At 43.2% G+C, this 21,031-nt stretch carries 17 protein-coding genes and 2 tRNA genes; 15 read left to right on the forward strand and 4 right to left on the reverse strand.

Going from position 1 to position 21,031, the window contains the following annotated elements:
• Positions 1–80 precede the first annotated feature (80 nt).
• From HMPREF0091_RS02085 to HMPREF0091_RS02095, 3 genes are all read right to left on the reverse strand, one after another.
• Positions 81–1,040: a diacylglycerol/lipid kinase family protein gene (locus HMPREF0091_RS02085; protein WP_006302563.1), complete on the reverse strand. Its 960-nt coding sequence runs from the start codon at positions 1,038–1,040 to the stop codon at positions 81–83.
• A gap of 278 nt (positions 1,041–1,318) precedes the next feature.
• Positions 1,319–1,394 (reverse strand) — tRNA-Gly (locus HMPREF0091_RS02090).
• Positions 1,395–1,401: 7 nt separating this feature from the next.
• A tRNA-Pro gene (locus tag HMPREF0091_RS02095) sits at positions 1,402–1,478 on the reverse strand.
• 232 nt (positions 1,479–1,710) lie between these two features.
• On the opposite strand from HMPREF0091_RS02095, the gene gdhA reads away from it, so the two are divergent.
• The 13 genes from gdhA to HMPREF0091_RS02160 all read left to right on the forward strand — a co-directional run bounded on the left by gdhA (position 1,711) and on the right by HMPREF0091_RS02160 (position 18,207).
• Positions 1,711–3,042 (forward strand): NADP-specific glutamate dehydrogenase, encoded by a 1,332-nt coding sequence (gene gdhA / locus HMPREF0091_RS02100; protein WP_010241390.1) that lies wholly within the window; start codon positions 1,711–1,713, stop codon positions 3,040–3,042.
• Positions 3,043–3,133: 91 nt separating this feature from the next.
• Entirely contained in the window at positions 3,134–5,131 is a 1,998-nt protein-coding gene (locus HMPREF0091_RS02105; protein WP_006302565.1) for a GNAT family N-acetyltransferase, read from the forward strand.
• On the forward strand, positions 5,091–6,329 hold the full coding sequence (locus HMPREF0091_RS02110; RefSeq protein ID WP_006302566.1) for a deoxyguanosinetriphosphate triphosphohydrolase family protein: 1,239 nt from the start codon (positions 5,091–5,093) through the stop codon (positions 6,327–6,329). The genes HMPREF0091_RS02105 and HMPREF0091_RS02110 overlap by 41 nt, the downstream gene beginning before the upstream one ends.
• 29 nt (positions 6,330–6,358) lie before the next feature.
• Positions 6,359–7,786 (forward strand): replication-associated recombination protein A, encoded by a 1,428-nt coding sequence (locus HMPREF0091_RS02115; RefSeq protein ID WP_006302567.1) that lies wholly within the window; start codon positions 6,359–6,361, stop codon positions 7,784–7,786.
• 68 nt (positions 7,787–7,854) lie between these two features.
• Positions 7,855–8,583, forward strand: coding sequence for a hypothetical protein (locus HMPREF0091_RS02120; protein ID WP_006302568.1), 729 nt, complete (start codon positions 7,855–7,857; stop codon positions 8,581–8,583).
• A gap of 101 nt (positions 8,584–8,684) precedes the next feature.
• On the forward strand, positions 8,685–9,062 hold the full coding sequence (locus HMPREF0091_RS02125) for a hypothetical protein (RefSeq protein WP_006302569.1): 378 nt from the start codon (positions 8,685–8,687) through the stop codon (positions 9,060–9,062).
• A complete protein-coding gene (locus tag HMPREF0091_RS02130) occupies positions 9,052–9,912 on the forward strand; it encodes a SigB/SigF/SigG family RNA polymerase sigma factor (RefSeq protein ID WP_006302570.1) in 861 nt (286 codons plus the stop codon). The genes HMPREF0091_RS02125 and HMPREF0091_RS02130 overlap by 11 nt, the downstream gene beginning before the upstream one ends.
• Positions 9,913–10,132: 220 nt before the next feature.
• Complete coding sequence (gene alaS / locus HMPREF0091_RS02135) at positions 10,133–12,781, forward strand: alanine--tRNA ligase (RefSeq protein WP_006302572.1); 2,649 nt, start codon at positions 10,133–10,135, stop codon at positions 12,779–12,781.
• A 5-nt stretch (positions 12,782–12,786) separates the two neighbouring features.
• Entirely contained in the window at positions 12,787–13,212 is a 426-nt protein-coding gene (gene ruvX, locus HMPREF0091_RS02140; RefSeq protein WP_006302573.1) for a Holliday junction resolvase RuvX, read from the forward strand.
• Positions 13,203–14,483 (forward strand): endolytic transglycosylase MltG, encoded by a 1,281-nt coding sequence (gene mltG, locus HMPREF0091_RS02145; RefSeq protein WP_006302574.1) that lies wholly within the window; start codon positions 13,203–13,205, stop codon positions 14,481–14,483. The genes ruvX and mltG overlap by 10 nt, the downstream gene beginning before the upstream one ends.
• Positions 14,484–14,984, forward strand: coding sequence for a YqeG family HAD IIIA-type phosphatase (locus HMPREF0091_RS02150; RefSeq protein ID WP_006302575.1), 501 nt, complete (start codon positions 14,484–14,486; stop codon positions 14,982–14,984).
• 4 nt (positions 14,985–14,988) lie between these two features.
• Positions 14,989–16,227, forward strand: a complete 1,239-nt coding sequence (locus HMPREF0091_RS02155) for a hypothetical protein (protein WP_006302576.1) — start codon at positions 14,989–14,991, stop codon at positions 16,225–16,227.
• An 84-nt stretch (positions 16,228–16,311) separates the two neighbouring features.
• Positions 16,312–18,207 (forward strand): InlB B-repeat-containing protein, encoded by a 1,896-nt coding sequence (locus HMPREF0091_RS02160; protein ID WP_006302577.1) that lies wholly within the window; start codon positions 16,312–16,314, stop codon positions 18,205–18,207.
• 347 nt (positions 18,208–18,554) lie between these two features.
• Here the strand turns inward: HMPREF0091_RS02160 and HMPREF0091_RS02165 are convergent, their stop codons facing one another.
• Entirely contained in the window at positions 18,555–19,280 is a 726-nt protein-coding gene (locus HMPREF0091_RS02165) for a GntR family transcriptional regulator (protein ID WP_006302578.1), read from the reverse strand.
• Between the two features lie 163 nt (positions 19,281–19,443).
• Between HMPREF0091_RS02165 and HMPREF0091_RS02170 the strand changes: the two genes are divergently transcribed.
• Both HMPREF0091_RS02170 and HMPREF0091_RS02175 read left to right on the forward strand, forming a co-directional pair.
• Positions 19,444–20,484 (forward strand): SIS domain-containing protein, encoded by a 1,041-nt coding sequence (locus HMPREF0091_RS02170; protein ID WP_006302579.1) that lies wholly within the window; start codon positions 19,444–19,446, stop codon positions 20,482–20,484.
• A gap of 58 nt (positions 20,485–20,542) precedes the next feature.
• Positions 20,543–21,022, forward strand: a complete 480-nt coding sequence (locus HMPREF0091_RS02175) for a PTS system mannose/fructose/N-acetylgalactosamine-transporter subunit IIB (protein ID WP_006302580.1) — start codon at positions 20,543–20,545, stop codon at positions 21,020–21,022.
• Positions 21,023–21,031: the final 9 nt, after the last annotated feature.

A 21,031-nucleotide genomic window follows, 5' to 3' on the forward strand; every position in this document is an offset into this window, starting at 1 on the left:
ACGAACGCTGCCGATGACATTGCTAGAAACCTATTCACAATGCTGTCTGCAACCCTGTCAGTAGCGTTTTTTTAGTAAATCTACCAACGGCATTGAGCAGGCACAATAACATCAAGCTCATGTGGGCAAATGCTAACTTTGTAGCTTTGACCTTGGAATACTTCGCCATCTGTTTGACAAGGCACCAGCGGATCACTAAAACTCACTTCAAATGAGGTAACTTCGGCAGTGGTAATAATGCTCGAATGCGTGTGTAAACCTGTTCGTGCAAGTCCAAAAAGCGCCAGTAAATGGGGAATCGACGGACGCTTGGTATTAAAGCACATGCTCAACAAACCGTCGTTAGGACGGGCGTCAGGACAAATCATAAAACCGCCACCATAGGTTGGACCAATATTTGCTACCAGCACGATACAAGGCAAGTCATAGCTTTGATTGGTACTCAAACTAAGATGTGCTTGATAACCTTTGTGTCCGCGTGCCATAATTTTGAGGCCTGACGTGGCAAATAATGCAGAACCTTCTTGTTTTGCATGGTCAGCACGACGAATTGTAGTATCAACAGATACGGCAGCATCTAAACCAAAGGAGAGGGTTTCCATAAAATAGGTAGATTCTCCTAGTTCATTAGTAATTTTTCCTAAATCGAAGTTGCGGTGATGTCCAGAAAAAATTTCGGCTAGTGAGGTATCGGGCGCGTTATAGGTTGCGTTTAAGGTTCGGGCAAAATCGTTGCCCGAGCCCATAGGAATAACCGCGAGTGTAGGGCGCTTATCGCTAGGAATGTTCATGAGACCGTTTATAGTTTCGTGAATAACACCATCTCCGCCCAGAGCAATCACCGTGTCGTAGTCTTGAGCGTCTTCTGCCATGAGTGTGGCGTCTTTTGGACCTTTGGTAAGCAACATTTCAAAAGAAGTTGAGATGGAAGAGTACGAATTAAAAAATCTCTGTGCGCGCATTGCCGCCGCATGACCCCTTCCGCTGTGTGAAGCGGGGTTTGCAATAACGAGTGTTCGTCCCAGATTAAGATTAGGCATAACTCTCCCTTGTTGTTTGCTTTATCTTTTATTTTAGCCGACTTTTATATGTATGATTCATGAGTTTTCTATTTTTGTGAACAATTGTGAACATTTTTTATGCTGAAAAGAATCCAAGAGGCACGCTTATGTGTTACCTGCATCAAAAGGATTGAGAAAAGTTACAAATTAAACAGCACCAACTACACAAAAGCACACTTCACAAAACCTTGCATTATAAATACAAGCCTAAAAGATATAAGAAAAGGATCTAAAACGAGGAGAAAAAACTCAAAATATGGAGCGGCGGACGGGACTCGAACCCGCAACAATCAGCTTGGAAGGCTGATGCTCTACCAATTGAACTACCGCCGCAAAAAACTGGTCGGGGTGACTGGATTCGAACCAGCGACCCTCTGCTCCCAAAGCAGATGCGCTACCAAGCTGCGCTACACCCCGCAACCGCTTGACTAGTATAAAATAGATTGTTCTTTGAGGCAAGTATCTTTTTCGTGAGAAAATCATCCTTCAAAATTGGTACATCTTTTCACAACGCCTCATTACGTCTTATAATTAAGAGGTCTGAATGATTCCTTATGTAAAGGGTATATCAGCTTTAGTTTTACAACGTTAGTTTTATAAAATTATAGGCTAACAATCAGTTGATGGGAGATATATGAGCTGTTCAACCATGAATTATTCTCAAAAGGTTCTTACCGATCTCAAAAACCGCTACAGCACACAACCCGAGTTCATCCAAGCTGCAACCGAAATTCTTACGGGATTACAACCCGTCCTTGATAAGCATCCCGAATATCAAGAGCAATCGCTGCTTGAACGCCTGGTAGAGCCCGAACGCATTATTATGTTTCGCGTTCCATGGGTAGATGACAGCGGTAAAGTACAAGTTAATCGTGGGTATCGCGTTCAGTTTAACTCGGCAATAGGACCATACAAAGGTGGCTTGCGTTTTCATCCTTCGGTTAATTTGAGCATTCTTAAGTTTTTAGGTTTTGAGCAAATCTTTAAAAATAGTCTTACCACACTTCCTATGGGTGGCGGCAAAGGCGGCGCAGACTTTGACCCCAAAGGCAAGTCCGATGCCGAGGTTATGCGTTTTTGTCAATCCTTTATGTGTGAACTCGTTAAACATGTAGGGCCAGATACCGATGTACCCGCTGGTGATATTGGTGTTGGCGGTCGCGAGATTGGCTATTTGTTTGGTCAATATAAACGTCTTACTAATACATGGTCAGGCGTGCTTACTGGAAAAGGTTTATCGTTTGGTGGATCGCTAGCGCGTACCGAAGCAACAGGTTATGGTGCTATTTATTTCCTTAACGAAATGCTTAACCACAAAAATACGCAACTTGCGGGTAAAACGGTAGCAATTTCGGGTGCTGGCAATGTTGCAACCTATGCCGTTGAGAAAGCAACGCAGCTTGGTGCACATGTTATTACGGTTTCGGATTCTTCGGGTTATGTTATGGATCCGCAAGGTATTGATGTTGACTTGCTTAAGGACATAAAGCAGGTTCGCCGCGCCCGTATCAGTGAGTACGTTAAGGCTCGTCCCCATGCAAACTATCATGCAGGCATGCGCCCCTGGGGAGAAACTTGTGATATTGCCCTTCCTTGTGCAACGCAAAACGAGCTGGGCTTAGACGATGCAAAACAGCTGGTAGCACATGGCACAAAGTTTGTTGTTGAAGGCGCAAATATGCCAACAACCTTGGAAGCAACAACGTATCTTATGCAAAATGGCGTATATTTTGCGCCAGGTAAGGCTGCGAATGCAGGTGGAGTTTCGGTTTCGGGCTTGGAGATGAGCCAAAACCACGAGCACCTTTCTTGGACGTTTGAAGAAGTTGACGCAAAATTACACGACATTATGCATGATATATTTGTAGCTGCAACTACAGCAGCTGCCGAAGTGGGCCAAGAAGACAATCTTGTGCAAGGTGCAAATATTGCCGGATTTAATAAAGTTGCCGCAGCTATGATGGCTCAAGGTATTTGCTAAGTTAAATCAGCTTCACATAAATTGGGCTCCTATGCGCTTGCGCGCTTCAATCAGGTAATAGTTACTATTTGTATGAAAGATATTCAAAGGTATGACGTTAGACGAGCGCATAAAACAAGGGAGATTGGGGGCACAGCCCCTCTGCGTTGCTGCAAAGGATTTTGTCTGTGGTGCCGTGCGTGTCGCGCCAGAACTAAAGTCATGGTATCGTCCGTGGCGTTTTACGCATGAACAATTTCGCGCGTTGGGTTCTTGTCGCGCATGGCACCCTGGTTTGTTTCGACAGATGGCACGTACAGGTGCAGGCATTACCTTACAGTTTGAAACCGACTCGTCAGAAATCTTTGTTGAGCTGCGCTTGGATGAGGAACCATCAGGTACGCGCGCAATGCTCGACATTGCTAAGCGTATGCAACAAGCTCACGAATGTGATGAGATCATCTCAACGCAAAGCTCGCATGCTGTATATGATGGCGTATCTGTTGATATTGATGGACGTCATATTCCACCTGTGAATGTTGCTGACAATAGCTACATCAATCTATTACTTGAAGATCCGCAGGATATGCCACTTGTTGGGAGCGTGCAGCTTCCAGGCTTTGGTGGCGTACACAAAGTTTGTATCCACTTACCTGCGCTTCGTGGTTGTATTATTCGTTCGATATATGCAAACGGAACGTTCGTGCGCCCGCTTGAGCACAAGCCGCAACTTTTAGTATTAGGCGATTCCATTTCGCAAGGTTTTATTACCGGCGATCCAGCATGTGTGTGGGTACATACATTTGCGCAAACTCATAACTTAGAAGTTGTTAATCAGTCTATTGGCGGTCAGGTATTTCAGCCGGGCTTACTCTACGGTTTATCGCAGTTTATAAATCCGCAGGTTATTATTGTTGAGTTGGGCGCCAACTATCGCTATGAGCCGTGTTTAGCGCGTTTGGTCCATAAAGATATCCACACGTATTTTGTGGAACTCACTCATGTATTTCCGCAGGTTCCAATCTTTGTACTTTCGCCTGTGTGGCATACGCCCGACATGTATCCTCCTCATAAGTTGAGCTGTTTTAATCAAGTTTCGTCCTGGATACAGGCTCAGTGTAGGTGCTATGAAAATTTGGTGTTTGTTGATGGTTTGCGCCTGCTTTCTCATAACAATACAATGATGGCCGATTATTATGGTCACCCCGGTGTGCATGGTTCTCGCGAGCTTTGCAAGCGTTTTTCTTTGGTGTATTCGTCTTACAAGTTGAGCTCTACACCTTCATTGCAGGCGTCCGCGCGTTCGCGTGCCCTTACTCTCTTAGATGAAGTTTGTGCTGGTACGACCAATAAAAAAGATTGCACGTGCGCAGCGCAAGGGGTTCTAGGTCTGCGCGAAGCGCTCAGACGTGGCTTAGGTGTCGTAAAATATGTTGACGACGACTCCATTTTATTGGGTCTATCTAATGGCTGCGATATGTTGTGGTCAAATAATGCCCAGCGTGCGCGCATGCTTATGCAGGTAATTGGCTCTACGCGAGCCGTCTGCTTAACAAATTACCATCTCTTAGAGGCACTCTCATCGCTTGATTCATATGAGAGTTCAAACGTTTATTATATTGGTGTGTATACCTCTTCAAAAAAGCGACGTATTGGTGCTCATCGCGTAATAAAGCCTTTAGACGAAAGCTATCTTGACACCATTAAGAAAACGTATAGGTATGCCGATTCGTATACTGATGAGCAGTATATTCAACTTTTGCGCCGTGGCTGTATTGTGGGTGCATTTGATCATGATATGCTGGTTGGCTATATTGGCGAGCATGAATATGGTGCAATTGGTATGTTAGAAGTGTTTGAGCCTTTTAGACGTAAAGGTTGGGGAAAAGCGTTAGAATCGTACAAAATCAACCAATTTTTAGATCGTGGCGATACAGCTTGGCTTGAGATTAAACAGGGAAATACAGAAAGTATTGCGCTGCAAAGAAGCCTTGGCGTAGAAGTTTGCGATGATGCTTTGGAAGTTTGGATAGAATTAAAAGATCAAGACAGCAATAAGGAGTTCTATCGTGATACAAACAAACCCGTATGCACCTCATCTAACAGGTGAGCTTACGCGCGCTTGCGCGGATCAAATTAAGGATATGCACAAAAACCATCGTGTGAGTGCGTATGCAACACCTGATACGGCGGTTATTCGTCGCGACGTTGATGAGGATCACGAAAGCATATTGCGGCCAGCTTTTGTTCGTGATGTTGAAAAAATAATTCATACTCCTGCATATAATCGTCTTGCAGGTAAAACGCAGGTTTTTTCGTTTCGTTCTAACGACGATTTAACACGTCGCAATCTTCACGTGCAGCTGGTAGCCCGTGTTGCGCGCGACATTGGACGCGCGTTAGGACTTAACCTCGATTTAATTGAAGCAATTGGATTGGGTCACGATATTGGTCACACCCCGTTTGGTCATATTGGAGAGCGTTATGTAAGCTCAATTTATCATGCATATACCGGTGGTTATTTCTTTCACAATGTACAAAGCGTTCGCTCGCTTGATACGCTTTACAAGCGCAATCTTTCTTTGCAGGTGTTAGACGGTATTATTTGTCATAACGGTGAATTTGAGCAGCAGGTCATTAAAACTAGTGATCTTTCAACTTTTGATGCGTATGACCATATGGTGGCGCGTGCGTGGCACGAAGGTGAGGCATATATTAACACGCTTCGCCCGATGACGCTTGAAGGTTGTGTGGTGCGCCTGTGCGATATTATTGCTTATGTAGGTAAAGATCGCCAAGACGCTATTTTAGCTGGTCTTTGTGACGAGCATAGTTTTTCCGATGGTCTTGGTGGAACATATAACTCGTGGGCTCTCAGTGCTTTTGTTGCCGATTGTGTTGAGCATAGTTTAGGAAAAGATCACATTGAGCTTTCTGATGAGGCGTTTTGTGAGCTTGCTCGGGCAAAAAAAGAAAACTATGACAAGATTTACATGACAGCCGAGGTTGACGGCAAATTTGGCCAACATATACAGCAGCTGTTTCAACAGGTATTTGACCACGAATTGGACGCTGTGGAGCGCAATGATACGCACTCAATTATTTATCGTCACCATATTGAGCCTGTTTCGCAGCATCTTTCCCATTATGGATATGAGTATGCATGGCAAAAGAATCCTATACAAACGGTTACCGATTTTATTGCATCGATGACGGATTCGTATTTTATAGATTTGTGCAGGCATTTGTTGCCAGATTCGCAGGATATATTTCCCTCATATCCTCGTTTTCACCGTTTTGAATACTAACAGCTATTTTTACGGTTAGGGCTTAGGCTATGCAGACGCTTTTTGATTTAATGAACGATTCAAATAATTCATCGCACAACAAAACTCCCGCGAAGCCAGCGGGTGCGAGTGCGTCTGCGCGCAAGCCACAGGTTACGTCTTGTAACAGTAATGATCCGCTTGCTGTGCGTATGCGTCCGCGTACGCTTGATGAGTTTGTGGGTCAAAAAGCGTGTATCGGTAAAGACTCATGGTTACGTCTGGCAATTGAGCGCGATATTTTATCATCCATCATTTTATATGGACCTCCTGGAACTGGTAAAACCACGCTTGCTCAAATTATTGCTCATACAAGTTCGGCGCATTTTGTAGACTTATCAGCGCTGCTTGCACGTGTAAAGGACGTTCGCGAAGAGCTTGCACAAGCGCGCAGTCGCCTTCTCATCACAAATGTAAAAACAATTATGTTCATCGATGAGATACATCGTTTTTCTCGTTCGCAACAGGATAGTTTGCTTAAGGGCGTAGAAAATCGCGACGTTATTTTAATTGGCGCAACAACCGAAAATCCTTATTTTGAAGTGAATTCGGCACTTATCAGCAGAAGCAAAATTATCGAGCTTACGCGCCTAAGCGATGATGACATTGCCTGCATTATCGCGCGTGCCCTAACGGATTCGCGCGGTTTGAATAATTGCTTTACGCTTGATGAGAGTGCACTACAGGCTTTGATTTATATGTCGGCAGGCGATGCGCGCGCAGCGCTTACCTCGCTTGAACTTGCTTCTCAAGTAGCGCGCCCCAATGCATCAGATATTCATGCGCAAGACGGGTCAAAACCTATTCTTATTACGTTAGAGCACGTTAAGCTGGCTAATCCAGCGCGCGGCTTACCTTATGATAAGCAGCAAGATATGCACTACGATATTATTTCGGCATTTATTAAGTCGATGCGCGGCTCAGATCCCGATGCAGTGCTGTATTGGCTTGCACGCATGATTGACGCGAATGAAGATCCTATTTTTATTGCGCGCCGTATTTTAATTTGCGCGTCAGAAGATATTGGCAATGCCGATGCAGGAGCAATTTGTGTAGCTGCTGCCGCTATGGACGCAGCTCGTACTATAGGTTACCCCGAATGTCGCATAAACCTTGCGCAGGCAGCACTTTATTGCGCACTGGCGCCTAAATCTCATGCTGCTGAAGCAGGTATTGATGCGGCTCTTGCCGAGGTAAAAAAAGGCCCTTATCGAGAAGTGCCTTCATATCTGCGTGATCGTCACCGGGTGGGTTCGCAAACCTACGGCGAGTATCTCTATCCTCATAATTATCCTGATGGTTGGGTGAAGCAAACATATTTACCTGAAGGTTTGCACGAAGGAGCTTTTTACACGCCGTCCGCGCGCGGGTGGGAAGCATGGAGAGATAACGAGCTTAAGCGTATTAAAAAGAATGCGCGCGGCTCACGTGACAAATAATTGGTACAATAAACATAGTAAACATGCCAAATTTGATGTGGCTGTACCTTTGATTGAACGGATGCACTATGGACACAAATATACTAATTATAGTGGCAATATGCGTATGTGTGCTTGTCTTGATACTTGTGCTTATCGAGGCAATTTTAACCCTTCGTCGTATTAGAAGTGATATAGGTCGCCTTGTTGATACTACGTGCGAAACGTGCGAGCAGGTACAGCCTGTTGTTCAAAAGCTTGACGCTGCACTTGACGATTTGCATCCAACGATTGTCCAGCTTGAGCCACTTGCACTTAAATCAAGCCAAACGCTTGATACTATTAATCGCCAGCTTGAAGCAACAGAGGATATTCTCAGTGATGTTTCAAAAATCTCTGCGCAGGCTGCAGGTGTTTCAACCACGCTTGATCAAGCTGCAAAAACTGCGATATCAGGCATTGCAAAAGCAACGTCTTCGGTTGCAAGCAATTTTTTGCAGGGCTATACATCTGCAAAAAATGCCATCGAAAAAGGCCTTACCTCGGCATCTGATGACGAAATGGCAGATCATCCGCTGTTGACTCATCAAGAGCCGGCTTCTTCGTCGCATGCAACAACGTCGTATATTTCTTACGCTGCAGTTTCAAAAGCCGATGAACAAGCCTCACACGAAAACAACGCATCATCTACTCCCAACACGGTGTCTGATTCTACGAGCACGTCAGCCGCACAAACGCAGGCTACCTTGGGTGATTCTGAAGCAGTTGCACTTGATGATATAGATGAACTTGCCAATTCACAAGCATCGCAGTCTTAAAGTTGCTCGGCAAGCAGCGTTCAATTAAGTAGGTTTTGAAACTATACGTCTACAACGAATATAAGTTGTTGTATGAAAAAAGAAAGTAAGGGGAACTTTTCATGCCCACAACACAAGTTAACGTAACCGTACCCGCCTTGCCAGAGTTTGCGCGCAGCGTACGCATGATGGCAGCTAATTTAGCAGTTGTTTGTCATATGAGCGTAGACGATGTAGAAGATGTTCGTATGGCAGCCGAAGAAGGTTTTGTATATACGTGCGCCACACGTCCGCAAACTTGTGCCATTACATTTACGCTTGAACCCCATTGCATGTCGATGGATTTTTGTCTAGGAACTTGTGATTTTAAGGAAGATACGTCACAGCAAGACTTTGAACTGGTGAATTTAATGCTTAACGCAGTGTGCGATGCGTGCTACGAAACCGATGAACATACGCTACATTTGGAAAAGTCATTTGGTGGTGTCCATGCCGAATAATGAGCAATCACCGCGAGCTTCCTCACGTCTGCGCACACAACTTCCTTTAAAAAAATCTAAGCGCAGCATACGAGACAAGCAAAAAACAAAAGAACTTTTTAAGCGATACAAAGAAACAGGCGACGAACAAGCGCGCGAACAGCTCGTTTTAGCACATCTGAATCTGGCGCGTTTTTTGGCTTCAAAGTTTAAGAATCGCGGCGAATCATTGGACGATTTAGTCCAAGTTGCTACGATTGGTCTTATTAAAGCTATAGATAGATTTGATATAAGTCGCGGTTTGGAATTTACCACCTTTGCAACACCAACTATCATGGGGGAGATCAAGCGTCATTTTCGTGATAAGGGGTGGTCGGTTCGTGTACCGCGTCGTCTGCAAGAGCTTTCGGCAAAAGTTACCCAGGTAAGCGATAAACTTACCGAAAAACTCCAGCGTAGTCCTTCAGTCGATGAGATTGCACAAGCCTTGGGTGTAAGTGTTGATGAAGTTCTTGAAGCTATGGAATCGGCTCATGCATATAGTTCGGTTTCTTTGGATGTTCCTCAAGGTGACGACGATGACGGCACGCAGTCGAGTACCGTTATTGATAAATATGCTTTGGTTGATGAAGACCTTGAATCATCTGATGATCGTATTGTGTTAGAGCAGGCAATTAAAGACTTTTCAGAACGTGAACAACAGATTATACGTATGCGCTTTTTGGAAGGCTTTACGCAGGTTGAGATTGCGCAAAAGTTGCAGATTTCTCAAGTTCAGGTATCGCGTCTCTTGCGTAAAACGCTGCAAAAGTTTCAAGAAAAGCTTGATCCAAATCATGTGATGGAGCATGCAAATTCGCAGAGTAGTTAAGTGTTTGGCGTGCTCTTGCGCTTTTGATACAAGATCTCATATACCATATGAATATTGTTATTTTGTATAAGAAGTTTGCTAAAACGGTAGACGTTTTAAAAAGAGCCTGCTTTAAATACAATATCAACGTATCATACATAGAGTGTATGTTTATCGCAAGTAATAAAAACTCGTACCTCGGTACGTTTATGGCAAACGTTACTAGTAACCAAGGAGAATTATGGCAACCGGCGAATATAAAACAATGACAACAGCAGAAATCCGCGAAGACTTTTTGTCATTTTTTGAGTCAAAAGGTTGTAAGCGTTATGAATCGTCTTCTCTTATCCCCGAAGATCCTTCGCTTTTATTGGCAAACGCCGGTATGAATCAGTTTAAGGAATACTACCAAGGCACTAAGACCATGCGCGAAATTGGTGCTACATCGTGCCAAAAATGTCTTCGTACCAACGATATCGAAAATATTGGAGACGCGCGCCATCTTTCATTTTTTGAAATGCTTGGTAACTTTTCGTTTGGTGGATATACCAAAGCGCAGGCAATAGCTTGGGCATGGGAGTTTATTACCTCGCCTGCTCATTTAGGATTGCCGAAAGATCGTTTATATGTAACCGTATTTACCGATGACGATGAAGCATGCGAGCTGTGGCAACAACAAGGCGTTGCACTTGACCACATTTCGCGCTTGGGCGAAGAGGACAACTTCTGGGCAGCAGGCCCTACAGGTCCATGTGGCCCGTGTTCAGAGATTTATTTTGATCAAGGTCCAAGTTTTGAAGGTGAAAAGCCTGGTGACGATGGTGATCGTTACCTTGAATTTTGGAATTTGGTCTTTACCCAGTTTGATCGCCAAGAAGACGGCTCTATGCCCGAGCTTCCACACCGCAATATTGATACGGGTATGGGTCTTGAGCGTATGGCAGCCATTATGCAGCACGAAGGCTCAAATTACGAGGGAGATGTATTGCGCAGCCTTATAGGCGTTGGCGAAGAGCTTTCTCATAAAACGTATCACAGCTCTGAACGCGTTGATACATCGCTGCGTATTTTAGCCGATCATGCTCGTGCGGTAACCTTTATGATTGGTGACGGTATTTTGCCTGGTAACGAAGGCAGGGGCTACGTGCTTCGTCGTTTGCTACGCCGCGCAATTTATCATGGACGCCTTATGGGAATTGAAGGTTCATTCCTTACCAAGTATTCCGCCGAAGTTATGCGTCTTATGGCGCAAGTATATCCTCAACTCCTGCAAAATAAAGCCCTCATCGAAGGCATTATTTCTGCCGAAGAGCAACGCTTTACTGCAACACTTGACGCTGGTGAGCAAGCTCTTAAAGATGAACTCGCGCATTTGGACGCAGGAAGTGTATTACCAGGTGAAGTTGCATTTAAGCTTCATGATACCTACGGTTTTCCTATTGACTTAACGCGTGAAATTGCACTTGGTCTCGGCCACGATGTTGATATGGATACGTTTGAAAAGCTGATGGAAGATCAACGCAGCCGCGCGCGTGCTCAGGCAACGCGTGATGCATGGGGAACATCTAACAGTGTGTGGGCAAAGCTTTCTGATTCACACGAAATGACTACCTTTGTTGGATATGACCATAATACACTTGACGGAGCTCATGTAGTTGCACTCGTAGTTGATGGTGCATCTGTAGATAAGGTGCAGGCAAACACACGCGTAGAAGTTGTGTTGGACGCCACGCCGTTTTATGGTGAACGTGGAGGCCAGGTAGGGGATACTGGGTATCTTTCTAATGAGAGTGTTAAGCTTCGTGTTGAAAATACGCTTCACCGCGAAGGCGAGCTTCTCTCGCATGAGTGCGTGCTTGAACAAGGTACGCTTGCAGTGGGAGATACGCTTAACTGTGCTATTGACGTGCATCGTCGCGAATGTATTCGCCGCAATCATACAGCAACTCACCTTTTGGATGCAGCACTTATTAAAGTATTGGGTGACCACGTAAGCCAAGCGGGCTCATTGGTTGCTCCTGATCGTCTTCGTTTTGACTTCACACATTTTGAAGCACTCACGCCTGCACAAATTGCTCAGGTAGAGCAGCTGGTAAATGACGAGATATTTGCGGCTGAGCCTATGGTAACTCGCATTATGTCGCGCGAGGAGGCAAAAAATTCGGGTGCCATTCAGCTGTTTGAAGATATGTATGGCGATGATGTTCGTGTAGTTTCTACAGGCACCTCTGATCATCCATATTCTCGCGAGCTTTGTGGTGGTACTCATGCACGTAATACTGCTGATATTGGCTGCTTTAAGATTATCTCCGAAACTTCAGTAGGTTCTAATGTTCGTCGTCTTGAGGCGCTTACATCACTTGGCTATATTGACTACATGAAAACGCGTGAAGATGAGCTTTCGCAAATTGCTTGCCTGCTTAAATGTCGTCCACAAGATGTTGTAAGTCGTGTGGAAGCACTTAAAGACGAAAAGAATGCATTGGAGAAAAAAGTTAAGGAAGCACTTACGGGTTCGTCTTCGCAAAAGGTTTCTTCTGCGCTCGAAAATGCGCTTGACTTAGGTGATTATAAGGTTGTTCTTGCTCACCTTGAAGGGGTCAGTGGAAAAGACTTACGAAGTGTGTGGGATGGTATTCATCAGCGCTTAGGCGAAAAAAGCGCGTGTGTCCTTCTTTCTGCAACTGCAGATAAAGTACAGCTTTTAGCAGCAGCAACACAAGCGGCTGTAGACGCTGGATTTAACGCTGGAGCGCTTATCAAAAACATCGCACCTTGTGTAGATGGACGCGGTGGCGGTCGTCCTGTTATGGCTCAAGCTGGAGGAAACCGCGTTGAAGGTATTAACGACGCGCTTGCTTTGGCAAAGCAACTACTTACAACCAAGTAATTTCTATGAGAGTTTTAGCGCTTGATATCGGAGAGGTTCGTGTAGGCATTGCGGTAAGCGATGCTTCAGAAACGCTTGCTATGCCGGTGAAAGTTTTGCCCTTTCAAGAGGTTTATACGCACGCGCGCACGTTTCGTCGTGTGTTGGAAGACTATGAACCCGATCTTCTGGTCTGTGGTCTTCCTCGAACGCTTGCAGGAGATGTAGGTGCGCAGGCTCAAAAACTTATGGAACAGGCACAAACAATTGCGCGTGCGTGCAATTTGGACGTAACGTTTGTTGATGAACGTCTGTCTTCTGCGCAGGCAAAGCGTATTTTGCGCGAACAAGGTTATAGCGAAAAACAAATGAGGGGGCATATTGATATGATTGCCGCCTCTCTTTTTTTACAAGCATGGCTGGACGAGAGGCGGGGACGCTCATGCCACTAGATTCTTTTGGATCTTCTTCAAAACATTTTGCAAAACATGCACATCCTTCTTCTGCAGAAAACGGTACAACTCCGAGCGCTCAAAAGCACAATTCACAAGGTGGGGCGCACAAAACAGCGAGCGTATCTGCAACTGGATTTACTCCACATGTAAAGCGTGTGCGCAATCATACTAAGCTCAAAGCCACGCATTCACCTCGTGGATTATCTGCAAAAAGGCCTGAAAATAGGCGGGTTAAACCCTACGTTATGGCGGCTCTTGCTATGGTAGCGCTTCTTATTGTAATTGCCACGGTTATGGCTTACCTTAATTCTCGCTCACAAGATAATGCGCAGACCGCAAGCATAACGGCAGGTGAACACATAAAAGTAACTATCCCTTCAGGCGCCAATGCTGCTCGCATTGCGCAACTTTTGGTGCAAGAGCGCGTAATTTCAGACGGTAAAGCGTTTTTGTCAGCAATTCAAAAACAAGACGTTGCTTCAAAAATTAAAAGTGGAACATACGAGCTGGTAGCAGGAAGTGATTATCAGCAGCTTATAGATCGGCTTATACAAGGACCAAATTCATCAGAAAATGCCCTGGTTGTTCCCGAAGGATTTACGGTAGACAAACTAGCCGATTTGGTAAGCCAGCAATTTGGTATTTCGCGTGACGATTTTCTTGCACAAGCAAAAGCATCTAACTACGTGGACGAATTTCCATTTTTAAAGGACGCGCAAAATGATTCGCTCGAAGGATTTTTGTGGCCTAAAACCTATGATTTCTCCTCGACTACGCCTACAAGTGACGCCATTATTAAACTGATGCTGACCCAATATAAAACCGAAACCGCAAATCTTGACTTTGAGGGCGCTCAGCAAAATATTAAACAGCAGTACGGTATTACTATGAGCCGCTATGATTTTATTAAGCTTGCGTCAATTATCGAAAAAGAAGCGCTGATAGATGAAGATAGGCCGCTTATTGCCTCGGTTATGTTTAATCGTCTCAAAGCCGATATGCCGCTACAATCAGACGCAACTATGGGATATGTAACAAAAGGCAAGGTCACGCCTCAAGATTTGAAGTCGGATAGTCCATATAACACGCAGAATAAAAAGGGATTTCCGCCCACTCCAATATGCTCTCCTGGAATTGCGTCTCTTTCTGCGGCTATGCTACCTGCAACAACGGATAATTATTATTTTTGGATCACCAAAGACGAACATAAGTTCTCAAAGACCTATGATGAACATTTGCAGGCAATAAAAGAGGCAAAGGAGAAGTAAGTGAGCCTGTTTACTCCCGATGATTATTATAAACGCGTTGATTGTATTCCCTTTGAGTATCTGCTTGAGCATGATGTTCGATGTATATTAATAGATCGAGATAACACGTGCGTTCCTCGAACCACAAAACGGGTTCCCTCCGAAATTTTAGCGTGGTTTAATCATGTACAGCACGAGCTGCATATTCCTATCTATGTTGTTTCTAATAATGTACATGTTCGTCAGGTGCAAAAATCGGCGCACGAACTTGGATGCGAGGCACTTTCACATGCGATGAAACCCTCGCCGCGTGTGCTTACAGCGCTTTTGCGTAAGCTTGATATAAAGCCAGAGCATGCGCTTATGATTGGCGATCAGATTTTTACTGATATCGTTGCTGGTAGATTGGCTCAAACTCAAACTATTTTAGTTAGACCTCAGTCCAAACGAGATTTATGGTATACCTATTTTTTACGCGTACTTGAATTTTTTATCGTAAGAAATAAGAACTTCAAAGGATAAAGTTATGGCAACACAAACAACATCAGAAACAACACCCCAAGCAGTAAAGCAAGCAGCACCCCAAGCAGAACCTCAAACATCACCAGAAACAGTAACGCAAACAGCAACACAAACACAAGGGGAAACTTCAACACCCAACGACGCCAACGAGCAACCCCAGCCGCTTATTCGTCAATGGATCGCTCTTAAAGATGGTTCTTGTGATGTACGTTATGGTCAGCATGCAATAGATCAACTTGGTTCAATTTTACGTACTGCAGTTGGTGTGCCATATAAACTTGCGCTTGTTCGTGATTCTTACGCCTCTGATGAAGTGTTTGAAGAGATACAACGCAACCTTACCTCGCAAGGCTTTAGAGTTACGTGTGTGCACCTTCAAGACGCAGATGAGCCTTCTTTGTCGTTGGTTGAAACGCTTTGCACGTCGTTTTTAGATATGGGCTTAACGGCTGATGACTATATTTGTGTTGTGGGAGACGTAACTCTTATTGCACTTGTGGGGGCGGCTGCGCGCGTGTGGTGTCAGGGAACGCCTGTATGTGCGGTACCGCTTTCGTTCCACGCTCTTATCGACGCTGCTACCTTACCCCAGATGCTTACCCTTAACAAGGTTCCTGCAATGCTTTCGCTGTCGGCTCACTATGATCAGGTTGTGTGTGATACTTCACTCATCCATTTTGATTTGCATGACCAAGACGCTCAATACGCGCGCTTAATGATGATCGCAACGTGCATGGCCGAATCATCGCAGGCATTTTCTAAGCTGTGGGATGCTTCTTATGACCTGATGGATACAAACTTTGAAACGTTTTCTGCGCAGTTGCTTGAAACGCTTAAAATTCGCGGACGTATTATTTCTTCGTCTGCACTTGCGGTGCGTAATGCAGCAAGTTATGGGGTAAGTTTTGCGCGCGCGTTGCAAAAGGTAAGTCATGCCACATATACGGCGTGTTTTGCCGAGTCGCTGCGTTTTTGTGCGCGTCTTGCATGCGCACTGGAGCATTTAGAAATCGACGATGTACTTGCGCAGGACGAGCTTTTAGATCGTTTTGAGTGTGGTTCGGTGTGCGAAGATGTTGATCCTCAACAACTGTTTTGTGCTCTCAAAGACGAATTGTTTTTGCGCTCGCGTAAAGCACAACTACCTTTGCCACAAGCGTTGGGACGCGTGCGCATGACCTCGGTAACCGATGAGCTTTTGCACGAGCATATTGACGCATGGTGTATGGCTCATAAAGCATAGAGCTGTGGGAATGACAAATCTTTTGTTGTGTGTGTTGTGATAAACTGCTTTGTATACACTATTAACTGTGATAGAGGCGATAGTATGAAACATAGTAAGAAAAAATCAAGTTCACTTTTACCTGTCATGTTAAGTGCAGGTGTATGCGCAGTTTCATTGGGGGGGGGTATAGTAACTAGTATACCTACGGTTGCGTATGCAAATAGCGTAGACACCCAGTCTACGCCGTCAGCAAGTAGCAATGATACTCATGAGACTGCTCGCGGTGCTCGTAGTCAGGTTCAATCCAATCATGCGGTCAACACAGCTTCAAAGAGTCTGACAGCAACTCCATCTAAAGTTGCTCTTCGTACGGTATCCACCGATTCCACGCCTGCACAACCTCAGGATGACTCCCTCACCTGGACGAAGGACGACTTTAATATTTCTGCCGATGGCAAAATGATTGGAGGCAGGAAAGATGTTTATCATCCGGAGACAGGTCAAACGGTAAATGAATATGTGGACGGACTTACTGCCAAAGGAAAAGAAAAACTTAAGAAAAATCATCATATTGTTATTCCTGAAGGCATTGAAGTCATTCATGAATGTGCTTTTACTGGTCGGGCTAATAAAATCGGGAATCAGCATGAGCACGTTGACGACGCAACCTACATTGAAGGCGTCACGCTTCCACAATCACTGAGGATAATAGAATATGGTGCGTTCGGTTGGAACAAAATTAAGGGAACTCTTACTATTCCGAAAAACGTCATTTCAATACATAGCGCAGCCTTTATTGCTAATGAAATTGAAAAAGTTGTCTTTGAAGGTGTGATTGACGGTAAGGGCAAAGAGCACGATACCGATGCTAATCCGTATTATCTTGCGGGAGTTGGCGAAAAGGCATTTCAGGGTAATAAAATTTCTGAAATTGTTGTAAAAGAGAATTTGAGTAAGTATAAATTGCATCCGTCCTCAGATCCTGGTAAGAGCGATTCTGTATTTGACAATCAGAATCCTGGACCTTTTACTATTGAAGTTGGACAGGAATACAAGCGACCTATTAAATTTACGCAAGAAAGTGCTGGTCACACAATCAGTGTTATGGAGGGCTTTGCTGAGAATGGAACTCCTACACTTATTGCTCAATCTTCGTACTTTAAGAAAAACGCTGATGGCAAATATATAGCAGTAAAAACTGGAACGCTTGACGGTCAGTGTATGTTTTATGACATGCTTAATAATAATTTTAGAGTACTCGGCATTTCGCACTTTACCTACAACATTATTCCCAAACCTAAGATTTATACCGTAACATTTGTGAATGAAACCGATCAAAACTATGCAAAGGTGCAGGTACAAGAAGGTAAATCCATAAACGACAAGAGTGTTTTAAATCAGGTTATGCCTAACAATCCTTCTAAGGTGGGTTATACATTTAGAGGTTGGAGCACGGACAAAACCGGTAAAGATAGAACCAAGGAATTTAGTGCTAGTACACCCGTAACAGGTGACATAACAGTTTATGCTCTTTATACGCCTGCGCCAGCGGTGCTCAATGCTGTTCCTTCTCTTATCGTGCAGGATAAAGCCATTACCGAGGGAGATTCTCTTGATCTAAGGTCACTTATCGTATCTGCAACTGATCCAGAAGATGGCGATCTTAAAGACAAAGTGGTCATTGCCGATCAAGGTGGATTTACCAACACTAAGCCTGGTAGTTATAAGATTGTATTTCAGATAACTGATAAAGGTAAAGCATGCGTTTCGAAAACAGCTACCGTAACAGTTAATAAAAAACCAGCACCAGTACCTGTACCTCCTACGCCTCAGACAAATTCTCAACCTGAGCCGCAGCATATGGGTAAACATACACCTCAACATTTTCTTCCCAAAACAGGCGATGTAAGCTCTTTGGGTATGTTAGCTACCCTATTGGGTGCCTCTTGTGCAATTGTTGGCACATTAGGCAAAAAGTCGTTTCAAAAGCGTAAATAATTTTGCGTGCATGAGGAAAGCGGCTCTGACTCTAAAGCCAGAGCCGCTTGCTTTTATTGTTAAGTATGATTTCTTGAGCGGTTAATGAATCTAAAACTCATGATAAAAATCAGGTGACGCATAAATGCATCACCTGTAAAACTTTGTTTCAATTCGTACATCCGTTGTGCTTTTATTGCTGTATTTTTTAATCACTGTCTTACAAAAGTTATACATTTGATTAATACTGAGGTTGTTTTAAAAGTAAGTACTTTCAATCATTCTTTCATCAAAAAGACTGTCAAATTCTATAAGCTCTTTTGTTTCGAGAATTGGTAACACCTCCCTATGTTGAGCGTGATATATCATTATCGCAGTTTAATACAATCATTCTTTGTTGTGTATGTAAATTTACTTCCCAGATAATAAGTTTCATTATATTCAAAGGGAACTTCATTTTGAGTAAAACTGGTATGGGAAACCTTTAAAAGTGCCTCATTGCTAATCTCTAGAAGTTTTGCCTGCTCTTTTGTGGGAATTGTTGCCGCTACTTCATAGTTTGTACACTGGGGTTTAATATCGTACTTTTTTTCTAGAAATGCATAAAACGATCTATTTAGTTCATCTAGAGCTACAGAGGGAACCACATTAGTTGCAATATAGGTATGACTAATTGCCACGCGCGTATCATCTGCCGTCCGCAATCTTTCAAAATATATAATCTCATTATCCATAGGGATACATAATTTTGAAGCAATAGCAGGAAAGGATTGCGGGTCAAGTAATCTATATTGCAATAACAAAGAACCCGGTTTCTCACCTTTGAGGTTTACATCACTCGAAAAGCTTACAGAAGATCCAAATTGTTTATGAATAGTACTCTCTTTTACAAACGTACCGCTTCCTTGAACTTTATATATAAGATCTTTGTTTTCCATCTGGGATAAGGCTTTATTTACAGTCATTCTACTGACGCAATAATCAAGTGCTAGTTGAGCTTCGGTTGGTAGCTTGTCATTAACACGATATTTTCCAATAGCAATTTGGTGTGCCAGATCATTTATGATTTGTTGATACCGCGCAATCTTTGCCATAGTGCCTCCTTAGATTGGTTTTATTGTAACCAATTCATAAGAAAAAGTACATTTAAGTATACAAATCTACCGTATGCAAAATAGATTTCATCAATTAAAAATAATACTTGTATATACAAAAAAGGTATGCTAGTTTATAGATACATACAAATTAGGAGGTTTTATGAAACTGGTTGATTGTATAGATAGAATACCTACATGTCTCTCATCAATACTTTCTGTCTATGAGAATCCCGAAACTTTATGTGAGGAACTTTTTGAACAGTGCTATAAAAAAATGCATATAATCGGCTCTGGTACCTCATATAATGCAGGTTTAGTTGCACAGTATTTTCTTACCGAACAAGCCTGTATCCCATGTGATGTTTTCTTACCCAATGAGTTTAAGCATAATTTTAATTATTATAATTTTTCAGCTGATGATCTTTTTATTTTCGTTTCGCAAGGGGGTTCAACTAAATTAGTATATGAAAATCTTCTTCTTGCCAAACAAAAGGGCTATACAACACTTGCGCTTACCGAGAACATGGATGGGCCAATTGCCACATCAGCTGATTATTGTATAGATATGTATACGGGACATGAAGAATTTATCTATCGAACTATTGGCTATAGCTGTACATCGTTGATTTTATGTATGCTTGGATTAAATTTAAGTTACTCCGATAAAGCGCATATACAGCCCTATTTTGCAGATGCCCATGCTGTCATTTCTAATTTGGATAGAATTAAACGTCTTGCGTCTGATTGGTTTGAGCTTAATGGTGCACGTTTTCTAGCAAACAGCAAATTTGTCGTAATCGGTGATGGAATTTTATATCCGCTGTCCAAGGAGATAAATCTAAAATTTTTGGAGATGATTCCTAAAGTCTCATCATCATATGAGCTTGAAGAAGTTATTCATGGGCCGCAAAATTCTTTTGATAATGATACGTGCTTTTTCATCTTATCAAGTGGTCAAGATACAGATAAAGTGGGAAAAATCTCTAAATTCATAGCAACTGAGATTAGCAATAACGTTGTTATTATTGGTCCATCAACAACACCTTCTGTTGAGCTTAATTGTTGTGATAAGTTTTTTTACTTTCTTGAGGTAGCCTGTTTTGCTCAATATATAGCTTATTGGTTCGCTGAACTTAACAAAAGGGATTTAACGCAACCTATTTATTCCAATATAAATTCTTATATTTCAAAAACACTTTAAGAAAGGGGTGCGTATGGAGTATTAGGTAAAGAAACATTAATGAAAACGGAGGTTATATATGATACAAATGGTAAGAATAGATGATCGTCTGGTACACGGGCAAGTTGCATATAGTTGGAAAGCATTTCTTAAATATCAAGCTATTGTTATTGCAGATGATGATGTGTGCAACGATACATTTCGAAAACCAGTAATTAAAATGGCTGCGCCTCAAGGCGTCAAAGTTGCTATTAAGTCAATTACTGATGCAGCTCTTCTTTTGCAGAATCCTAAACTGGCAGATATAAAGGTATTTGTTGTGGTGCCATCTGCAAAGTCAGCTTATGAGTTGTATAAGCTGTTGGAAACAAAGCCGGTATTAAACTTGGGTGGTTCTATGCATACAGAGGGGGCAAAAGAATTTAGCAAAGCTGTGTATTTAACACCTGAAGAAGTTGACTTTTTAGATCTTTTATACAAAGAGAATGTAGATATAGATGTACGTCAAACTCCTGCAGAACAGCCACAAGATTATAAGACGCTCAGGTCAAAGTTTTAATAGGGGGAA

Origin of the sequence: Fannyhessea vaginae DSM 15829 (assembly GCF_000159235.2) — a bacterium.
Classification (GTDB): domain Bacteria; phylum Actinomycetota; class Coriobacteriia; order Coriobacteriales; family Atopobiaceae; genus Fannyhessea; species Fannyhessea vaginae.